Origin of the sequence: Cytobacillus mangrovibacter (assembly GCF_042865275.1) — a bacterium.
GTDB lineage: Bacteria > Bacillota > Bacilli > Bacillales > Cytobacillaceae > Cytobacillus > Cytobacillus mangrovibacter.
On the sequence record NZ_JBIACJ010000008.1, the window covers coordinates 149,581 to 167,457 of the forward strand.

The 17,877-nt window shown below is 39.7% G+C and carries 17 protein-coding genes and 1 riboswitch; of the genes, 13 read left to right on the top strand and 4 right to left on the bottom strand.

The window, feature by feature from the left end; all coding sequences use genetic code 11:
• Positions 1 to 154 precede the first annotated feature (154 nt).
• The gene (locus tag ACFYKT_RS15625; protein WP_389221498.1) at positions 155 to 1,321 is read right to left on the bottom strand and encodes an MFS transporter; all 1,167 of its coding nucleotides are present in this window, start codon (positions 1,319 to 1,321) and stop codon (positions 155 to 157) included.
• Between the two features lie 242 nt (positions 1,322 to 1,563).
• On the opposite strand from ACFYKT_RS15625, the gene ACFYKT_RS15630 reads away from it, so the two are divergent.
• Positions 1,564 to 3,213: an FAD-binding dehydrogenase gene (locus ACFYKT_RS15630; RefSeq protein WP_389221500.1), complete on the top strand. Its 1,650-nt coding sequence runs from the start codon at positions 1,564 to 1,566 to the stop codon at positions 3,211 to 3,213.
• 93 nt (positions 3,214 to 3,306) lie between these two features.
• Here ACFYKT_RS15630 and ACFYKT_RS15635 read toward each other — a convergent pair whose 3' ends face one another.
• Positions 3,307 to 4,041, bottom strand: coding sequence for a DUF4230 domain-containing protein (locus tag ACFYKT_RS15635; protein ID WP_389221502.1), 735 nt, complete (start codon positions 4,039 to 4,041; stop codon positions 3,307 to 3,309).
• A gap of 190 nt (positions 4,042 to 4,231) precedes the next feature.
• A riboswitch (SAM riboswitch) is annotated at positions 4,232 to 4,344 on the top strand.
• A gap of 121 nt (positions 4,345 to 4,465) precedes the next feature.
• Here ACFYKT_RS15635 and ACFYKT_RS15640 point away from each other — a divergent pair.
• Together ACFYKT_RS15640 and ACFYKT_RS15645 are read left to right on the top strand one after the other, a co-directional pair.
• Complete coding sequence (locus ACFYKT_RS15640; protein WP_389221504.1) at positions 4,466 to 5,758, top strand: Na+/H+ antiporter NhaC family protein; 1,293 nt, start codon at positions 4,466 to 4,468, stop codon at positions 5,756 to 5,758.
• Between the two features lie 39 nt (positions 5,759 to 5,797).
• On the top strand, positions 5,798 to 6,283 hold the full coding sequence (locus ACFYKT_RS15645) for a PaaI family thioesterase (protein ID WP_389221506.1): 486 nt from the start codon (positions 5,798 to 5,800) through the stop codon (positions 6,281 to 6,283).
• 88 nt (positions 6,284 to 6,371) lie between these two features.
• On the opposite strand, the gene ACFYKT_RS15650 is transcribed toward ACFYKT_RS15645, so the two are convergent.
• Positions 6,372 to 7,793, bottom strand: a complete 1,422-nt coding sequence (locus ACFYKT_RS15650; RefSeq protein ID WP_389221508.1) for a PAS domain S-box protein — start codon at positions 7,791 to 7,793, stop codon at positions 6,372 to 6,374.
• 338 nt (positions 7,794 to 8,131) lie between these two features.
• On the opposite strand from ACFYKT_RS15650, the gene ybaK reads away from it, so the two are divergent.
• The 3 genes from ybaK to ACFYKT_RS15665 all read left to right on the top strand — a co-directional run bounded on the left by ybaK (position 8,132) and on the right by ACFYKT_RS15665 (position 10,401).
• Entirely contained in the window at positions 8,132 to 8,611 is a 480-nt protein-coding gene (ybaK, locus tag ACFYKT_RS15655) for a Cys-tRNA(Pro) deacylase (protein ID WP_389221510.1), read from the top strand.
• Positions 8,612 to 8,745: 134 nt separating this feature from the next.
• Positions 8,746 to 9,858, top strand: a complete 1,113-nt coding sequence (locus tag ACFYKT_RS15660) for a PRK06851 family protein (RefSeq protein ID WP_389221512.1) — start codon at positions 8,746 to 8,748, stop codon at positions 9,856 to 9,858.
• A gap of 93 nt (positions 9,859 to 9,951) precedes the next feature.
• On the top strand, positions 9,952 to 10,401 hold the full coding sequence (locus tag ACFYKT_RS15665) for a hypothetical protein (protein WP_389221514.1): 450 nt from the start codon (positions 9,952 to 9,954) through the stop codon (positions 10,399 to 10,401).
• Between the two features lie 277 nt (positions 10,402 to 10,678).
• Here ACFYKT_RS15665 and ACFYKT_RS15670 read toward each other — a convergent pair whose 3' ends face one another.
• Positions 10,679 to 12,034, bottom strand: coding sequence for a YjiH family protein (locus ACFYKT_RS15670; protein WP_389221653.1), 1,356 nt, complete (start codon positions 12,032 to 12,034; stop codon positions 10,679 to 10,681).
• Between the two features lie 189 nt (positions 12,035 to 12,223).
• Here ACFYKT_RS15670 and ACFYKT_RS15675 point away from each other — a divergent pair, with 189 nt between their 5' ends.
• The 7 genes from ACFYKT_RS15675 (at position 12,224) to ACFYKT_RS15705 (ending at position 17,856) form a co-directional block, all read left to right on the top strand.
• Positions 12,224 to 13,027 (top strand): ABC transporter permease, encoded by an 804-nt coding sequence (locus tag ACFYKT_RS15675; RefSeq protein ID WP_389221516.1) that lies wholly within the window; start codon positions 12,224 to 12,226, stop codon positions 13,025 to 13,027.
• A 3-nt stretch (positions 13,028 to 13,030) separates the two neighbouring features.
• Complete coding sequence (locus tag ACFYKT_RS15680; RefSeq protein WP_389221518.1) at positions 13,031 to 13,837, top strand: ABC transporter permease; 807 nt, start codon at positions 13,031 to 13,033, stop codon at positions 13,835 to 13,837.
• A gap of 16 nt (positions 13,838 to 13,853) precedes the next feature.
• On the top strand, positions 13,854 to 14,849 hold the full coding sequence (locus tag ACFYKT_RS15685; RefSeq protein WP_389221520.1) for an ABC transporter ATP-binding protein: 996 nt from the start codon (positions 13,854 to 13,856) through the stop codon (positions 14,847 to 14,849).
• Positions 14,850 to 14,927: 78 nt separating this feature from the next.
• Positions 14,928 to 15,122 carry a hypothetical protein gene (locus tag ACFYKT_RS15690; protein ID WP_389221522.1) on the top strand — a complete coding sequence of 65 codons (195 nt, stop codon included), beginning with the start codon at positions 14,928 to 14,930 and terminating at the stop codon, positions 15,120 to 15,122.
• Positions 15,123 to 15,234: 112 nt separating this feature from the next.
• Positions 15,235 to 15,894 carry a DNA alkylation repair protein gene (locus tag ACFYKT_RS15695; RefSeq protein WP_389221524.1) on the top strand — a complete coding sequence of 220 codons (660 nt, stop codon included), beginning with the start codon at positions 15,235 to 15,237 and terminating at the stop codon, positions 15,892 to 15,894.
• 19 nt (positions 15,895 to 15,913) lie between these two features.
• Positions 15,914 to 16,783, top strand: a complete 870-nt coding sequence (locus ACFYKT_RS15700) for a Cof-type HAD-IIB family hydrolase (protein ID WP_389221526.1) — start codon at positions 15,914 to 15,916, stop codon at positions 16,781 to 16,783.
• Complete coding sequence (locus ACFYKT_RS15705) at positions 16,780 to 17,856, top strand: PQQ-dependent sugar dehydrogenase (RefSeq protein ID WP_389221528.1); 1,077 nt, start codon at positions 16,780 to 16,782, stop codon at positions 17,854 to 17,856. The genes ACFYKT_RS15700 and ACFYKT_RS15705 overlap by 4 nt, the downstream gene beginning before the upstream one ends.
• Positions 17,857 to 17,877: the final 21 nt, after the last annotated feature.

The following is a 17,877-nucleotide window of genomic DNA, read 5'->3' on the forward strand; positions in this document are numbered from 1 at the left end:
TTATTATAACGGAAACTAATCGCAGGTCAATATAAATTTGCAGGAGTGTTCTTTTATAAAGCCCAAAAAGAAAAAGTGAACCAAAATTGGTCGTCATGAGACATTCATGACGACTAAAATCAGAGTAAATAGCAAAAGGAGCCACTAGACAGTACTAGTTTGCTACAGCCACCTTACCCTTCACTTTATATACCTGGAATAAAAGCAATGCAACAATAGACAATACGATTCCAAAATAATAAGGTCCCCCGATTGCAATCGTAAAGAGCCACCCGCCTAATGGCGGCCCAACGATTCTGCCAAGTGAATCGAAAGAAGACAAAAGTCCAGTGGTGCTTCCATGTCCGGCTGCTGATTGTTTTGTTAACAGGGAGGAAACACTTGGCCGAATGAATCCATTGCCAATGCCGAATATCGTTAAAAATAAGGCTGCGGTCGTAAAGCTATTAATAAATAGAATCAGTACGAAGCCGATTGCCGAAATAATAATTCCTAGTTGAATGACAAATCCCTCACCAAGCCTTTTGGTCAATCTTCCAACCAATCCGCCTTGTACAATGGCTGAAGCGAATCCCATAATCATAAAAATATAGCCGAGCTTAGCAGCACCTAAATCTGCTTTTTCAGAGGCAAAGTAAGCAAAGGTTGCTTCAAGGCCAGACAAGGATAAAGAAACAAATAACTGTAAAATAAACAAAATAGAAACAGGCCCATTGAATGCTGCTAGTAGAGAGGCTTTCTTCTTTAACTGACTGTTTCTATTTTCAATGGTTAATGATTCTTTCAGAACGAACATCACTAGCGTGAATGTAAATAGAGATGAAATACCTGCAACATAAAAAGGAATGTTTAAATTTGTTTGGGAGAATACACCGCCAATTGCTGGTCCAAAAATAAATCCAAGACCAGTAGCTGCTCCAATAACTCCCATTCCCTTAGAGCGGTCTTCCTCTGATGTAATATCTGCTACATATGCCATAACAGTCGGCATATTCGCAGAAGACAATACCCCACCAATTATTCTTGCAGCAAATAACATCCAAAGCTGTGTAGAGATGGCCATAAGAAAGAAAGAGAGAGCAAGTCCTAAGATCCCGATCATGATAACAGGCTTCCGTCCAATTCGATCAGAAATACGTCCCCACATGGGAGCGAAGAGAAGCTGCATTAAAGAATAAACAGCCATTAATAGACCTAATTGTGTGGGGGAAGCACCGATTTCTTGCGCATAAAAAGGCATGACAGGAATGATGATTCCAAAACCCACCATGACAAGGAACATAATAGCAAAAAGTATGGGTAATGCTTTCTTTGTTTCCAACTGTTAGTCACTCCAATTAAAAGGCTTTTTTATCTATTCTAATCATGAAAATTATACCATTAGAGATAAGTGAAATAAAAATCTAGTAGCATTGAATGGTTAGAATTTACGTTTATGAATTTTATGAAAAATCAGTTAATATAATAGAAAGGGAGATCAAGAAGAAAGAAATGAAAAAAATGATAGATGAAACGGATACTGGATAAATATACGATTAAAAGAGACAAGGGGTGCGATCATTAATGGAATTTGATGTAATCGTGGTAGGGGCAGGCCTTGCTGGGCTGGTAGCAACGGTCGAGGTTGCAAATGCAGGAAAACGGGTTCTGCTTTTAGACCAGGAACCAGAAGCGTCACTTGGTGGACAGGCTTGGTGGTCCTTTGGTGGACTATTTTTAGTTGATTCACCAGAGCAGCGGCGTTTAGGCATTAAGGATTCAAAGGAATTAGCATGGCAAGACTGGATGGGTTCAGCCGGTTTTGATAGAGAAGATGATGAGGATTATTGGGGGAGAAGGTGGGCGGAAGCTTATGTTTCATTTGCAGCAGGGGAGAAGCGTGCTTGGCTTCATGAAATGGGGGTACGCTTTTTCCCAGTTGTCGGATGGGCGGAGAGGGGTGGCTACTTGGCTGAGGGGCATGGAAACTCAGTCCCTCGATTCCATATTGTATGGGGGACTGGCCCTGGACTTGTCGAACCATTCGAACGCCGTGTACGGGAGCATCTGAAAAACGGATTGGTTACATATCTTCCTCGGCACCAGGTAGATCAACTTATTGAGAGCGGAGATGCAATTATTGGTGTAAAAGGGTCTATACTTGTTCCGAGCACAGCAGCGCGGGGAGAAGCAAGTTCTAGAGAGGTAATCGGGGATTTTGAATATCATGCAAAGGCAGTAGTTGTAACTAGTGGCGGAATTGGAGGGAATCATGACCTTATCCGCAAAAATTGGCCAAGCCGCCTCGGTAAGCCGCCTAAACATATGCTTTCTGGTGTACCTGCACATGTAGATGGGCGAATGTTGGCAATCACTGAGGAAGCGGGTGGGCGGATCGTAAACCGTGACCGCATGTGGCATTACACCGAAGGAATAAAGAACTGGGATCCCATTTGGAATAAGCATGGAATTCGAATTCTCCCTGGTCCGTCGTCGATTTGGCTTGATGCGGAAGGGAGACGTTTTCCTGCTCCTAATTTCCCTGGATTTGATACATTAGGAACACTAGAGGCGATACAAAGGACAGGCTATAGCTATTCATGGTTCATTTTGACGCAGAAAATGATTGAACGTGAATTTGCTCTTTCTGGTTCAGAGCAAAACCCTGATCTAACAGGGAAAAGTATTAAGAAAGTCTTGTCCCGCGTTTTGCCTGGGGCACCGGCCCCTGTCCAAGCATTTATGGACAAAGGAGAGGATTTTGTTATTGCTGATAACATAGCGGATCTTGTTAAAGGGATGAATGATTTAACGGAAGAAAGGCTGTTGGATCTTGAGAATATTGAACGGCAAATACAAGCACGGGATCGTGAAATGGATAATAAATTTACGAAGGATCTACAAATAACAGCCCTTCGCGGTGCACGTCAATATATAGGCGATAAACTCATTCGAGTAGCTGCCCCGCATAAAATTCTTGATAAGAAAAATGGCCCTCTTATTGCAGTTCGATTGAATATTGTCAGCCGCAAAACCTTGGGTGGATTACAAACGGATTTATCGGGACGGGTATTAGATTCTTCTAGCAAGGTGATCCAAGGGCTCTATGCAGCTGGCGAGGTTTCTGGCTTTGGAGGCGGTGGACTACATGGCTATCGGGCATTAGAAGGGACCTTTCTTGGCGGTTGTCTTTTCTCTGGCCGAGCAGTAGGCCGTGCTCTAGCTGAGGAATAATAGGAAGCAAAGGAAAAAGCAACGAATCACTAGAGAAATAGATTCGTTGCTTTTTGGATGAAAAGTCAATTATCGCATGAAATACTCGATGCTTTATTTAAAGTCGATATGAGCTTGATAGCCAAGCTGGCTAAAGAAATTATTTAAGACATTGACGGCATGATCTTCAGCTTTAGTTAATAGGTCTAAATCAGCAGCTTCCTCCATAATTCCATTTTGTGCTTTAGCAGCAAGATCAAAACCCTCGTCCCATTTTACTTCACCTCTAAATAGGCCGCCCTCTGAGTATGTTTGCACTTTATCCATTTGAATAGCAGGATCTTGGATGAATGTTGCATGAGGAATGGTTAAGGAAATTTCCTTGTTTTCCTCATCAACGATGATACTTTCATTTGTAATAGATTGTAGATCAACCCCAGCTAGTACGGTTGCTGGGACAATTAATAATACTGTTCTTTTCGTACCAGGTAAATTAACACTAATTTCTTTATTAAAGAGCTTATTATCTTCTTCTTTTATAATTGTCGTAACAACTGCTTGAGCGGTAGCTAATGTGGCTAATTCTTGAACCCCTTCAACAATATTCACTGTTTCACTTTTGTATGTGCTTCCAGTAAATAGTTTTATATAAGTAAAGGCACCCAAACTCCCTATTAAAAATATGATCATTACAATGAACAAAACTTTCAATGTAAAGAACTTCCCTAAAAAGGGGAGTGAGATTTGTGGTCTTCTCCTAGTTTCCATAGCTATTGCTGCTGCTGATTCTCTACTTCCAGCAAGAATCTCTTCTTTGGCTTTATTGATTTGGTTTTTATTCTTGGCCATTATGAATCCTCCTGTCATAAGGTCAATCTATTCTTCTATTATAATTCATTTCATACAAATTGTGTGGTTTATGAAATAAGTGGAAGCCCTAGTTCATCTACTTCCTCGCCCAAAAATTACTATTGCATGAACAGGAGATTTACTGTAATCTATAATCTGTTATTTATTCAAATGCTAGTAATTGAATATCTTCTTATCAAGAGAGATGGAGGGACTGGCCCAATGATATCTCGGCAGCGGAACTCAGGAGGAATGAGTTGCTGTGCCAAATCCAGCAAGCATAAGATGCTTGAAAGATAAGAAGAGTGTTTTATAGATTCGTTTATAAGGCCTCTTCTTGTTTTTATAAGAAGGGGTCTTTTTGTTGTGTTCAGAACAAGGCTAAATGGCCTCTTTGATCGATTATTTTTCGGGGGTGTATTTTATGGAAGTAGGTAAAAAAGGGAATCCAATGGCATTGCTGCCATTCGTTGTATTTTTAATTCTATTTATCGGTACAGGTGTTGTAACAGGTGACTTTTATAAGTTTCCAGTCATTGTTGCGATTACCATTTCATGTGTGGTTGCTTTAGCGATGAATCGTAAGGAAACGCTTAACTCTAAAGTAGATCTTTTTTGTAAGGGTGCTGGAAACTCGAATGTCATGTTAATGGTTTTGATTTTCCTTTTGGCTGGTGCGTTTTCAGAGGTGGCAAAAGGGATGGGGGCTGTTGATTCTACAGTGAATTTCGCCATGTCCATTATCCCTCAGAATTTCCTCATGGTCGGATTGTTTATTATTGGCTGCTTTATTTCTTTATCGATGGGGACATCAGTGGGGACCATTGTTGCACTAGCCCCGATTGGAGTCGGGATTAGTGAGCAAACGGATATTTCAATGGCACTTGCAATGGCAGTTGTAATTGGCGGGTCAATGTTTGGTGATAATCTTTCCTTTATATCAGATACGACCATTACTGCCGTTCGTTCACAGAATACGCAAATGAGGGACAAATTCAAAGTGAATTTCTGGATTGTTTTGCCTGCTGCTATTGTGACATGTGTAATTCTAGGGGCAATAACAATGGGAGAGAATGCTGAAGTGATGCAGCAATCCTATCAATGGGTGAAGATTCTTCCATATGTTTTAGTGATCATCTTTGCGTTAATTGGCATCAATGTCTTTCTTGTTCTTGCTTTAGGGATTGGACTGGCTGGGATCGTAGGCTTAATGGATGGAAGCTACCAATTCATGACTTTGGTTCAAACGATAGGAGAGGGAATGGCAGGTATGTATGAAATTTCATTCTTAGCTATTCTGATTGCAGGCATGGTAGAACTTATTAGACATAATGGCGGAATTGATTTCTTGCTCCACATTGTTACGAGAAACATTAAGTCGAAAAAAGGCGCAGAGTTTGGCATTGCCGGGCTTGTTGGATTAACTGATTTATCAACGGCTAATAACACGATTTCGATTTTGATTGCGGGGCCATTAGCGAAAAATATTGCTGATCAATATGGGATTGACCCTCGTAAATCAGCTAGTTTATTAGATATCTTTTCCTGTTGTGTGCAAGGGCTGATTCCTTATGGAGCGCAAATATTAGTAGCTGCAGGGGTTGCTAGTATTTCTCCTATGAGTATTCTTCCATTTTCCTATTATCCTTTCTTAATTGGGATTTGTGGAGTGATTGCTATTCTAATAGGTTATCCAAAATTTAAAAAAGTAAAATGAGTTTGATATGTTATACTATTCAAAAAAGGGGGTAGTATAATGGAGGAAAAAGTAGTACATGCAGTTCAGGATATTTACCCAGATGACTTTGCCTGGTGCTATGGGTGTGGACGTCTGAATGAAGAGGGTCATCATTTTCGGACAGGCTGGCACGGGGAACAAACATTGACCATTTATACACCAAATGAGGAGCATAAAGCAATTCCAGGCTTCGTCTATGGCGGACTGATTGCGTCGTTAATCGATTGCCACGGAACTGGGTCAGCGGCATTAGCACTTCATCGCAAAAATGGCCATGAAGTAGGGGATGGTGCAGAGCCACCTCGATTTGTAACAGCATCGTTAAAGGTAGACTTTGTCAAACCAACTCCAGAAGGTGTAGCATTAAAAGCGGTTGGAGCAATCACAGAAATTCATCCGAAGAAGTGGAAAATAGATGTGGAAGTATTTGCTGAGGATGCCGTTTGTGCCCGTGGAGAAGTTGTTGCTGTTGTGATGCCAAGTACATTTGCAAAAAAGGATTAATAATTATAAAATATGCAAAAAAAAGCGCAGCAACCATGCTGTGCTTTTTCTATATAAATGGGGATTTATTTCAACTAGGAAAAGGTACTCAAGAAAAAGGTAAGCAGATCTCTACCTTTGTTCCGTTCGATGAGCTGTCAATATTAATTTCCCCCTGATGCTCATCAATAATATTTTTGCAAATCATGATGCCCAAGCCTGTCCCTTGCTCTTTGGTTGTGAAAAAGGGTTCACCAATTTTGTTTAATAAATGTATGGGAATGCCTGAACCTTGATCGATGATTCGAATAACAAGTCTATCTGCATATTGTTTGCGAATGTCAATCATAATGCTGCCGCCTTGAGTCATCGCTTCAATTGCATTTTTCAAGAAGTTGATAAACACTTGTTTTAATTGGTTTTCATTACAATTGATAAGCGGTAAATTAGGTTCAATGCTCATTATTATTTCGATGCTATTTAAATTAGACTGTGTTTTGAGTAGAGTGATCACATGATTGATAATTACCTCAATATTCTTTTTCTCAAATTTAACTTCTTGAGGTCTAGCGAGCACCAATAATTCATTCAGAATGGTTTCAATCCGATTGATTTCTGAAGAGATAACATCAAAATACATCTTATTCTCTTTTAAATCATTCTCCATCATCTGAAAGAACCCCTTGATTGCAGTAAGCGGGTTTCTTACTTCATGTGCAATGCCTGCAGCCAATTGCCCAGCAATTGTCAGCTTTTCCGAATTAATAATGAGGTTTTTTGTCTGCTTTTGTTCGCTTATATCTCTGATAATCATATGAATGGCGGGACGATCCTGATAAATAGTAGGGATTGTTTTCAGCTCTACATCAATAACTTCTCCGTCCATACGAATAAATCTTTTTTCAATCGGCCCAACGGATTCCTTATTCATCTCGCGCTGCTTAAATCGGTTATGATCACCTGGATGGATAAAATCGTAGATGGGTCTGCCAACAATCTCGCGTTTTTTCTTTAAGCCGAGCATTTCAACGCCTGTTTGATTAATAAAAAGGCAGCGTTCATCTTTTAAAATGATGACTCCATCAGGGGATTCCTCAACAATTCGGTGATATCTGTCCTCCCCTTCTCGAAATCTTTCTTCAGTCAATTTCCTCTTTGTAATATCCTGGATTTGACTGATATAATATAGTGGATTTCCATCTTTATCTCTTACTAAGGAGACACTCATCAAACCCCAGATTTCATGTGTATCTTTATGTATGTAACGTCGTTCTGAATGGCAGGAATGCTCTATCCCTTCTAATAGTAAATGAACAATTTGTAAATCTTGTTCATTTTCGTCGGGGTGAGTAATATCGGTAATCAATAAATCTAACAGTTCATGCTCTTCATACCCAAGGATGTTGCAAAGTGCTGGATTTACCTTTATAAACTTCCCGCTGTTTACTGCGATTAATGCCATACCAATGGCGGAGTTCTCAAAGGCTTGGATAAATAATTGTGGATGATCAAAAGTTATCTTTTCCAACATACATATATACCCCTCATGTGTTGTTTTATAGCAATCAAAGTTTATAAGTCAATTATTTAACAAATTTGGTGGTAAGAGTAAGCTATATATTACCAAAAGTGAATGAACACCACTTTCTATGATAACACTTTCCAGTTAATAATGTCATAATATTCAAATTATATTTCAACTTTATGAAAAAATTGTGTCAGTATTATTATTCTATAAAAATATTTAATGTCAATATCAATGTCTTCTTAGGGTCCAGAAAATACAATCAAAGATACTTGCTTTCATGCTTTTGCTAACTAAAATAAAAGTGTTAAAATAAGGGAAATATTTTCATAAGGAGTAAAACTATGGCTCAAGGAAAAACAAATGCAATGCGGATTCTTGATTCAAAAAAGGTCAATTATGAATTAATAACCTACGATAATCTTGATGGGAAAATTGATGGAATTTCGGTTGCGCAAAAAATCAACAGAGATCAAAATATGGTTTATAAAACACTTGTTGCGAAGGGCAATAGCAAACAATCCTATGTATTTATTATTCCAGTAGGGAGTGAGCTTGATTTAAAGAAGGCAGCAAAGGCTGCTAATGAAAAGAAGATTGAAATGATTGCCGTTAAGGATATTCAGCAGCTTACAGGCTATATTCGAGGCGGCTGTTCACCAATCGGGATGAAAAAGCATTATCCTTCGTATATCGCGTCAGATGCGTCAGCATTAGAAAAGATTGTTGTCAGCGGCGGGAAAATTGGTATACAGATTGAATTAAAAGTTGCTGATCTAAAGGAAGTAATCCAGGCCAAGCTGGTTGATGTAGTTAAAGGTTAACGCAACATAGCTAATAAATAAACCACTTAAATTCACTAATAAAGAAGGTAAGTAGGCATTCACCCATGAATGCCTATTTGCATATGGTAAAGATGAAAACAAATTAGGTAATGAACGGGAAAGGACGTGTAAAAGTGGCTGGAAAGATACTGAATTACTTTGCAGGCGGAAATACAGCCCGTGGCTTTTACAGCTTATATGAATCCAATCTTCAAGGGCTGGATCGATTATTTATATTAAAAGGCGGACCTGGAACGGGAAAATCCTCACTAATGAAAGCCATTGGCACAGAATGGGCAGAAAAAGGATATGACATCGAGTATCTCCATTGTTCATCTGATAATGATTCAATTGATGGGGTGATTATTCCTGCACTGAAAGTGGGAATTGTTGATGGAACAGCTCCTCATGTCATTGAACCAAAGGCACCAGGTGCGATTGAGGAGTATGTTAATCTCGGAGAGGCATGGGATTCAAATGCGCTTGCTTTACAAAAGGAGAAGATCCTTCAAATAAATCAAAGGGTTAGTCAGTTATTTGAAACAGCATACTGCAAATTTGCGGAAGCGTTAAAAATACATGATGAATGGGAAAAGATTTATATAGAAAATATGGACTTTGGCAAAGCAGATCAGCTAAAAAACAAGCTGCTTCAGCAATTTTATGGAGAGATACATTTAAATAAGAAGTCAGATGTAAGACATCGATTCCTGGGAGCAGCAACACCAAAGGGGGCCGTAGATTTCGTACCGAATTTAACTGAAGGCCTTTCTAAGAGATATTTTGTTAAAGGGCGAGCAGGCACCGGTAAGTCAACCCTCTTAAAAAAGTTGGCTGCTGAGGCAGAGAAAAGGGGATTTGATATTGAAATATATCATTGTGGCTTTGATCCTCATAGCCTAGATATGATCATTGTCCGCGAGCTAGGCTTAGCTATCTTTGATAGCACGAGTCCACATGAATATTTTCCAAGCCGGGCAGGAGATGAAATTATCGATACCTATGAGTACATGGTTATCCCGGGGACGGATGAAATTTTCGCCGAGCAAATAAGTGAAATCAGCAAGCAGTATAAGGCAAAAATGAAAGAAGCTATCTCTTATCTTGCGCAGGCAAAAGCACAGCGTGATGAATTAGAAGCAATTTATATACAGGCAATGGACTTTAAAATTGTTGATCGATTAAAAGATGAAATTCGAACAGAGATCATTACACGGGCGTCCGGTCCTGTAGGTGGATTAGGCTAAAAAACTAGAAATTAATATAGAAGCAGCCAAACACAAAAATAGGCAACCGGCATACATTAAATGGAATGCATGATGAGAGGAGAATTAAAATCAATGGATTATAGAAACTATCCGTATTCATTTCCTTATAATGTAGGTCCAATAATGGATGAAAGAATTTTCCCTGGTGGTGGAGGTGGGGGAATGCCTGGATTTCCTCCAGGGTTCCCACCAGTATTTCCGCCTGGGCAGGGACAACAATCAGGAGGAGGAGGCAGCCATCAAGGTGGAGGCCAGCAAGATGGTCCGCCATCATCACCACCGCCAACCTTCACACCTCAGATGCAGCAGCAATCTTCCTTCTCTACATTTGCGGTAGATCCAGGATCAATAAGAGGCTGTTTACGACGTTTTACTTTTATCTGGCTTGAAAATGGGCGCAGCTTCTGGTTCTATCCAACATTCGTAGGAAGAACCTCTGTAGCCGGCTGGCGCTGGAGAGGATTTCGCTGGGTATACTACGGAACAGACCTTAACAGAATTCGCTCCTTCCAATGCTTCTAAACAAAAAGACGGACTTCAACAAGTCCGTCTTTTTGTTATTATTAGACTGTTTTTAAAGGTTGTTGCTTTGAATAAGTTCTCTACTGATAAAAAGGTTAGTTGATTGGAGCGGAAGGCATGAGACTCCTGCGGGAGTAGTGGGACAGCTGAGACCCCACAGGCGCTTTAGCGCCGAGGAGGCTCAGCGCCCACCCCGCGGAAAGCGAATGCCTGGAGCGGAAATCAACCTCTACCAACTACTTTTTCATTAGAGACACTATTTGTGAAAACAGCCATATTAAAAGATAATATGGGCAGCTACTACAATGACGGGCAATGTAATAATTGTTCTTTCCAAAAAGATAATAAACAAATCCTTCAATGATACGGGAATCTTGGAACCTAGCAAAAGCCCGCCAACCTCTGACATATAAATCAACTGAGTGACAGATGTAGCAGCAACAATAAAACGGGTCATTTCACTCTCAATGGAGGAACCAATGACTGATGGAAGAAACATATCGGCAAACCCGACAATTAATGTCTCAGATGCAGCCTTTGCCTCTGGAATCTGCATAATTTCAAGAAGCGGAATAAAGGGGATCCCAAGAAATTTAAATATCGGCGTGTACTCTGCAAGAACAAGAGCAATTGTACCGAGTGCCATAACAATAGGGGCAACACCCATCCACATATCAAGAATATTTTTACATCCTTGCTCGAAGAATTTTTTAATGCTCTGATTCTCTTTTGCTTTATCGACTGCTTGAACTATACCCCAGCTAAAAGATGTATATCCCTTTGGAACGGATTCATCCAATTCCGTTTTTTTGCCGTTGATGTACGTATTAGGTTTTCTTGAAAGTGGTGGAATTCGAGGACAAATAATCGCCGCCACTAACCCTGCTAACGTAACAGTCAAATAAAAGGGTCCAAATAATCGTTCTAAGCCAACCTGAGAAAGGACAACAAGGCTAAAGGTAATAGAAACAACGGAGAACGTTGTCCCAATAATCGCCGCCTCTTTCTTCGTATAATAACCTTCTTCGTACTGCTTGCTTGTGAGCAAGACCCCAATTGTTCCATCTCCAAGCCATGAAGCAATGCAATCAACAGAGGATCTCCCTGGAAGCTTAAAAATTGGCCGCATCACCTTTGTTAGCATGGAACCGAAAAATTCTAACAGGCCAAAGTCTAACAATAAAGGAAGAAACAAGCCAGCAAATAAAAATACAGAGAAAAGGACAGGAAGCAAATCATTCAGCAGCAAGCCGCCTGTATTGTCGGACCAAATAAACTCAGGGCCGATTTTATAAAATGCGGCAATTACAAATAGTGTCCCAAATATTCTTGCTCCAAACCAGACAGTTGGCACATTGAATAAACTATTGAAAAAAGGACGATTAACAATAAATGCCGGTTTGAATAGTTTTGCTATAACTGTACCTAACAGCGTCAAAATAATGATGACAGTCATAATTGCTGGCAGATAAGCAGCGAGTAGATCTTGAATCCACCCTGAAAGAATTGCAATAGGAATGGTCATCTCACCATCATATTTTAACGGAACGATAAATAGGCTAATCCCGATAAGGGAAGGTATAAGAAATTTTAATACATCTACTGGAGCGACTTTCTTTCTAGTTGTGTTAATCAAAGCGATCACCTTTGCTAGTTATATTTATAAGACAAAATACATTTTAATGCATATAAGTAGAAATGCCAACCTAATTTAAGCAGATTTCATTATTCATATTCTTTTGTTTATTGGAAATGCCATTCATGTCTAATTAGACTGAATTATGCTAAAATATCTAAAAGTCAGATAAAGGGAGGTTGAAGTGTGCCTAGATTACATGTTTATTGGATCTTTACGAAAAAGGCTTTTCTTCGTTCAGCTGTTTATAGGTTCGATGTTTGGTCTAGGTTAGGGTCTAATCTCATTTTCCTCCTCATGTGGGGTTCGATTTGGACCGCTTTATATGCAGGAAGGGAAGAAGCAGGAGGCATAAGCTTTCAAGCAATGTTGACTTATATTGTTGTTAGTCAATTTTTGACTGGGGTGAATGGAGCAGGAACACCATTATGGGAAATTCAAGAGAAGGTTAGAACGGGAGATATTGCTCTTGAGTTAATGAGGCCATTCAATATTCCATTACGATATTTATTTGCTGATTTCGGAAGTGTCACTTTTTACATAATTACGGCCCTATTGCCTATATATGCGATTTTATTTATTTTTATGGATTTTACACTGCCTGAAAATATATTCACTTGGGTAAGTTTTATTGTTGCAGCATTTATCGGTTTTTTAATTCGGTATTGCATCGAAATGGCTTTCGGTCTACTCACTTTCTTTTTAGTAGAAACAGGCGGGATCGAAGATATCTTTTACTTTGCGATGTCTCTGCTCTCAGGCTCTGTGATTCCGCTTTGGTTTTTCCCTGATTGGCTGGCAAAAGTGGCTGTCTATTTGCCTTTCCAAGGAATCTATTACATACCGAATGCCATTTTTATCGGAGAAATTGCTGGATGGGAAATCTTGCTTTCTATTGGCTTGCAAATTTTCTGGGTTTTCATATGCTATTTGCTATTAAGACTTGTTTGGAATAAAGCCTCACATAAAGTCGTTGTACAAGGAGGATAATGAATGGCTGTAGTTAAATATGTGAATCTCTACTTTAAGTTAGTTTCAGCAGGAATTCGGGCACAGATGCAGTATCGATTTGCGTTTATTATGAGGATTATTGGTTTGATTACAGCTTATACAGGTACGGCGGTCACAATGTGGGTAATGCTTTATCAGTTTCAGGTACTTGGTTCATGGAACTTTTATGAAATGCTATTCCTCTTTGCCATTGCCATCCTTTCTTGGGGGTTTTGTGTCGTCTTATTTTTGCATTTTCGCAGTATGGATACCTATATTCTGAATGGAACGTTCGACCGTTTTTTAGTTCGGCCAATTAATCCTTTCTTTCATTTCATGTCGATGAAATTTGATATTGCCTCATTCGGGCAGTTTATTTTTAGTTTAATTATTTTTATTTGGGTGAGCTTTGAACTACATATTGAGTGGTCCAGTGGGAAGGTGCTGTTTTTAATCGCTTCCATTGTTGGGGGCATCCTCATCCAAGGCGGGATGCTAGTAATGATTGCAGCCATTGCCTTCTGGACAACAAAATCCCAGCAGTTCTACTGGGTCGTAATGTATCCAGCAAGAAATTTAACAAACTATCCACTAGTCATTTACCCGAAAATTGTTCAATGGATTGCAGCGTTTGTCGTCCCATTTGGCTTTGTAAACTATTTTCCTGCAGCAGTTATTTTAGAAAAGGAAACGCCATTTTTTCCTGTAAGTATCGGCTATTTTTCACCACTGGTAGGTCTTGTATTCTTTATTATTGCCTATTGTATTTGGATGCTCGGATTAAGTCGGTATAAGAGTACAGGCTCGTAGATAAGGAGGAAGTAAGATGCCAATTATAGAGGTAGAGAATGTAAGAAAGGATTTCATGATTGCGAAAAGGGAAACAGGAATGATGGGGGCTTTAAAAAGCTTAGTTAAGCGGGAATATATGAGGAAAGAGGCTGTTAAGGATATTAGCTTTTCAATTAATGAGGGGGAAATTGTCGGATATATCGGTCCAAATGGGGCAGGAAAATCAACGACCATTAAAATGCTCACGGGAATTCTTGTCCCAAGTTCTGGGGAGGTTCTAGTTAACGGGCTCGTGCCATATGAAAATAGGCAGGAGAATGCGAAAAGCATTGGGGTAGTGTTCGGGCAGCGGTCCCAGCTATGGTGGGATTTGCCGACGATTGAATCCTTTGATCTCTTAAAAGCAATTTATCAAGTATCTGATCAGCGCTATAAGAAGAATATGGACATATTTACAGAAATACTTGGTTTGGATGAGTTTTTGAACACGCCTGTACGGCAATTATCACTTGGACAAAGAATGCGGGCTGATATAGCGGCCTCATTACTGCATGACCCACCTATTCTATTTCTAGATGAACCGACAATCGGTCTCGATGTCGTCGCGAAGGAAAGAATGAGGACCTTTATTAAGGAAATTAATCAAGAGCGAAATATTACAGTCATCCTGACGACACATGATATGGAGGATATTGAAAAGCTTTGTGAGCGGATGATCCTGATTGACCATGGGATAAAGGTGTATGATGGGGAAATAGCAATGATTAAGGAGAGATTCGGGAAAACCCGTACACTAATTGTTGATTTAGAGGAGTCACCAAGTAGTTTACAGCTATCAGGTGGAGATATATGTAAAGAAGAAGGGAATCGCTATTGGATTAAATTTAATCGGGATGAAGCATCTGCATCCGATCTAATTGCCCAGATTACAAAGACCCACAGTATTAAAGATTTAACTGTGGAGGAACCAGCCATCGAGTCAATCATTAGCCGTATCTATCAAGAGGGATATCAACCGTTAAAAGTGTAGATAAACAAGAATAAATTTACAATTCTTCATTATTATTTCCAGAAAAGTGTTATAATTATGAAGAAGGGAGTGATAGTTATGATGTGGTTTCTAATCATTCTTTGTGTTTCCATGCTTGCTTTCGGGTTTGTGGTTGACTGGTGGTATAAAAAGCACGGAATTAAAAATGTTGATCCTGAAGAAAATGCGAAGCATGTTTCAGCATCTGAGAGGGCCTATATTGAATCCCATATGGATAATATAAAAGATGACCTTAATAATGACCAGTTTTAATTTATAGGGCATGACTGCATAAAGGCGGTGATGCTTTTTCTTATTAAATTGAATGATTGATATAATTTATAGTTACAATGAATTTATATGATGAAAAAAGGGGTATGTAGCAATGCTGCACATATTAGTTGACTTATTTGAACAAAACAGAGATGAAGAAAAAGCGATTCCCATGCAGAATTACATGAAGAATCATTTCCCATTTCTCGGTATAAAATCACCAGATAGAAGGAAATTAGTCAAACAATTTTTCGAAGAGAGTGGAATCTTAAAGGAGGACTTTCAGGCAGACTTTGTCATGGCTTTATGGGGGAAGGCCGAAAGGGAATACCAGTATGCTGCCCTTGATTACATTGAGAAATCAATGAAAAGGCTGGATAAACAGCACCTCCCTTTTCTAGAGCAGCTGATTACCTCTAAATCATGGTGGGATACGGTGGATATGCTCGCACCCAAACCAGTTGGATCAATTGCCGCCGAATTTCCAGAGGTGATTACAGAATGGATAGAGAACTGGGCCTACGGTGATCACTTATGGCTGCGTCGCTCAGCCATCCTCTTTCAGCTTAAATATAAAGCTCATACAAATGAAAAGCTTCTATACCGCTATATCGTGCAAAACAGAGAGAGTAAGGAGTTCTTTATCCAAAAAGCCATTGGCTGGGCATTACGAGAATACTCAAAAACAAATCCCGCATCAGTAAAAACCTTCATAGAATCAACAACCTTACCAAACTTAAGTGTCAGGGAAGGAAGTAAGTATCTATATTAAAAAGGAAAAAGGTGAAAAAATGATTAAATGCATAGCGATTGACATGGACGGAACACTTTTAACTGCTACTCAGCAGATTACAGCTGAAAATAGAGCAGCGATTCGAAGGGCACAATCCCAAGGAATAGAGGTGATCATTGCGACCGGAAGATCATATACAGAGGCGAGCTTTGTCTTAGATGCAGCAGGCTTAACCTGCCCTATGATTTGTGCAAATGGAGCAGAAATACGATCGATCAGTAAAGAAATTGTTGCAGCCCATTCATTGGAAAAACCAATAGCAAAACAAGTTGCGTTCATTTTCGAAAAGCAAAGCCTTTATTTTGAAGTCTACACAAATAAAGGAACATATACATTGGATGAGGATAAGGCTGTTTCTATTATGGTTGATATTTTCTTGAGTGCAAACCCTGAAGCAGATGTGAATAAAGTAGTGAAAGCAGCAGAGAAGAGAGTAACAGAAGGACTTGTACATAAAGTGGAGAGCTATGATCTGCTTTTTCATGATGATGAACATCAAATTTATAAATTACTAGCATTCTCCTTTGAACACGGTATTTTAACTGAAGCAAAGAAGGGGCTAGTCAAGCTAGAGGGTTTGGCAATTTCTTCATCTGGAGAGGAAAATTTAGAGATAACTAGCGTCAATGCCCAAAAAGGAATAGCACTAGAAAAGTTTGTCCAGGCAAATGGAATGGAATTAAAGGACACAATGGCGATTGGAGACAATTATAATGATCTTTCCATGTTCAAACGGGCAGGCTTATCGGTTGCAATGGGCAATGCAGATGAAACCATTAAAGCACAGTGTGACAAAGTGACACTTACCAATGAGGAAAGCGGAGTCGCTAAGGCAATAGAGGATGTACTGGCAGGAGGAATGAAATGAAGCATGTACTATCAGTGCTGATCCTTTTCTTTGCTTTAGTTGGTGCAGGTTGTTCCCATTCAGAGGAGAGCGAGCAAGAAGAGGGGCAAACAGCCAGCCTTCCTTATAAGGAAACCCAAGTAATTGCTGATGAACTGCAAATCCCTTGGTCGATTGATCAAAGTGAGGGCATCTTTTATCTGTCTGAAAGACCGGGCCATATTGTAAAAATAGCTGATGGCAGTACAGAGCGTCAGCAGGTTGTTCTTGAAAAGCCACTGGCAACTGCCGCAGAAGCTGGGCTGTTAGGCTTTGTATTGTCACCTGATTTTTCAAAAACAAATGAAGCATTTGCTTATTATACGTATACAGATGAATCAGGTCAGTTTAACCGAATCGTTGTGTTGAAGCTGGAAGATGACATTTGGAAGGAAAAAAGGCTTCTTTTGGACCGAATACCAAGTGGCCAGTTCCATCATGGGGGGAGACTTGAGATAGGACCGGATGGAAAGCTTTATGCTACAACAGGTGATGCATCTGAAGAGCCAAAGATTGCACAGGATATTCATTCACTAGGTGGGAAGATATTGAGAATGAACCTTGATGGATCCATTCCAGTGGATAATCCTATGGAAGATTCCTATGTATATAGCTATGGCCATCGAAATCCGCAAGGCCTTGCATGGGCACCAGATGGGACACTATATGAAAGTGAACATGGTCCGTCAGCAAATGATGAAATCAATCTGATACAACCCGGCCATAATTATGGTTGGCCGCTTATCAAGGGAAAAGAGCAGAGAGAAGGAATGGAAACTCCTTTGTTTACTTCAGGGGATAACACTACTTGGGCACCCTCTGGTATGGCCTTTAATAATGGGAAGCTGTACGTTGCTGCTCTAAGAGGCAATGCCGTATTAGAGTTTGATGTAAAATTGAAGAAGATGAAAGAAGTATTGACTGGTATTGGCCGGATTCGAGATGTGTATATTGAGGATGGGTTCCTTTATTTTGTCAGCAATAATACGGATGGCCGCGGCAATCCACTTGAGAAGGATGATAAACTTTACCAAATTCCTTTATCAGAGTTATAGAAAAAGGGCCTGATTTCTCAG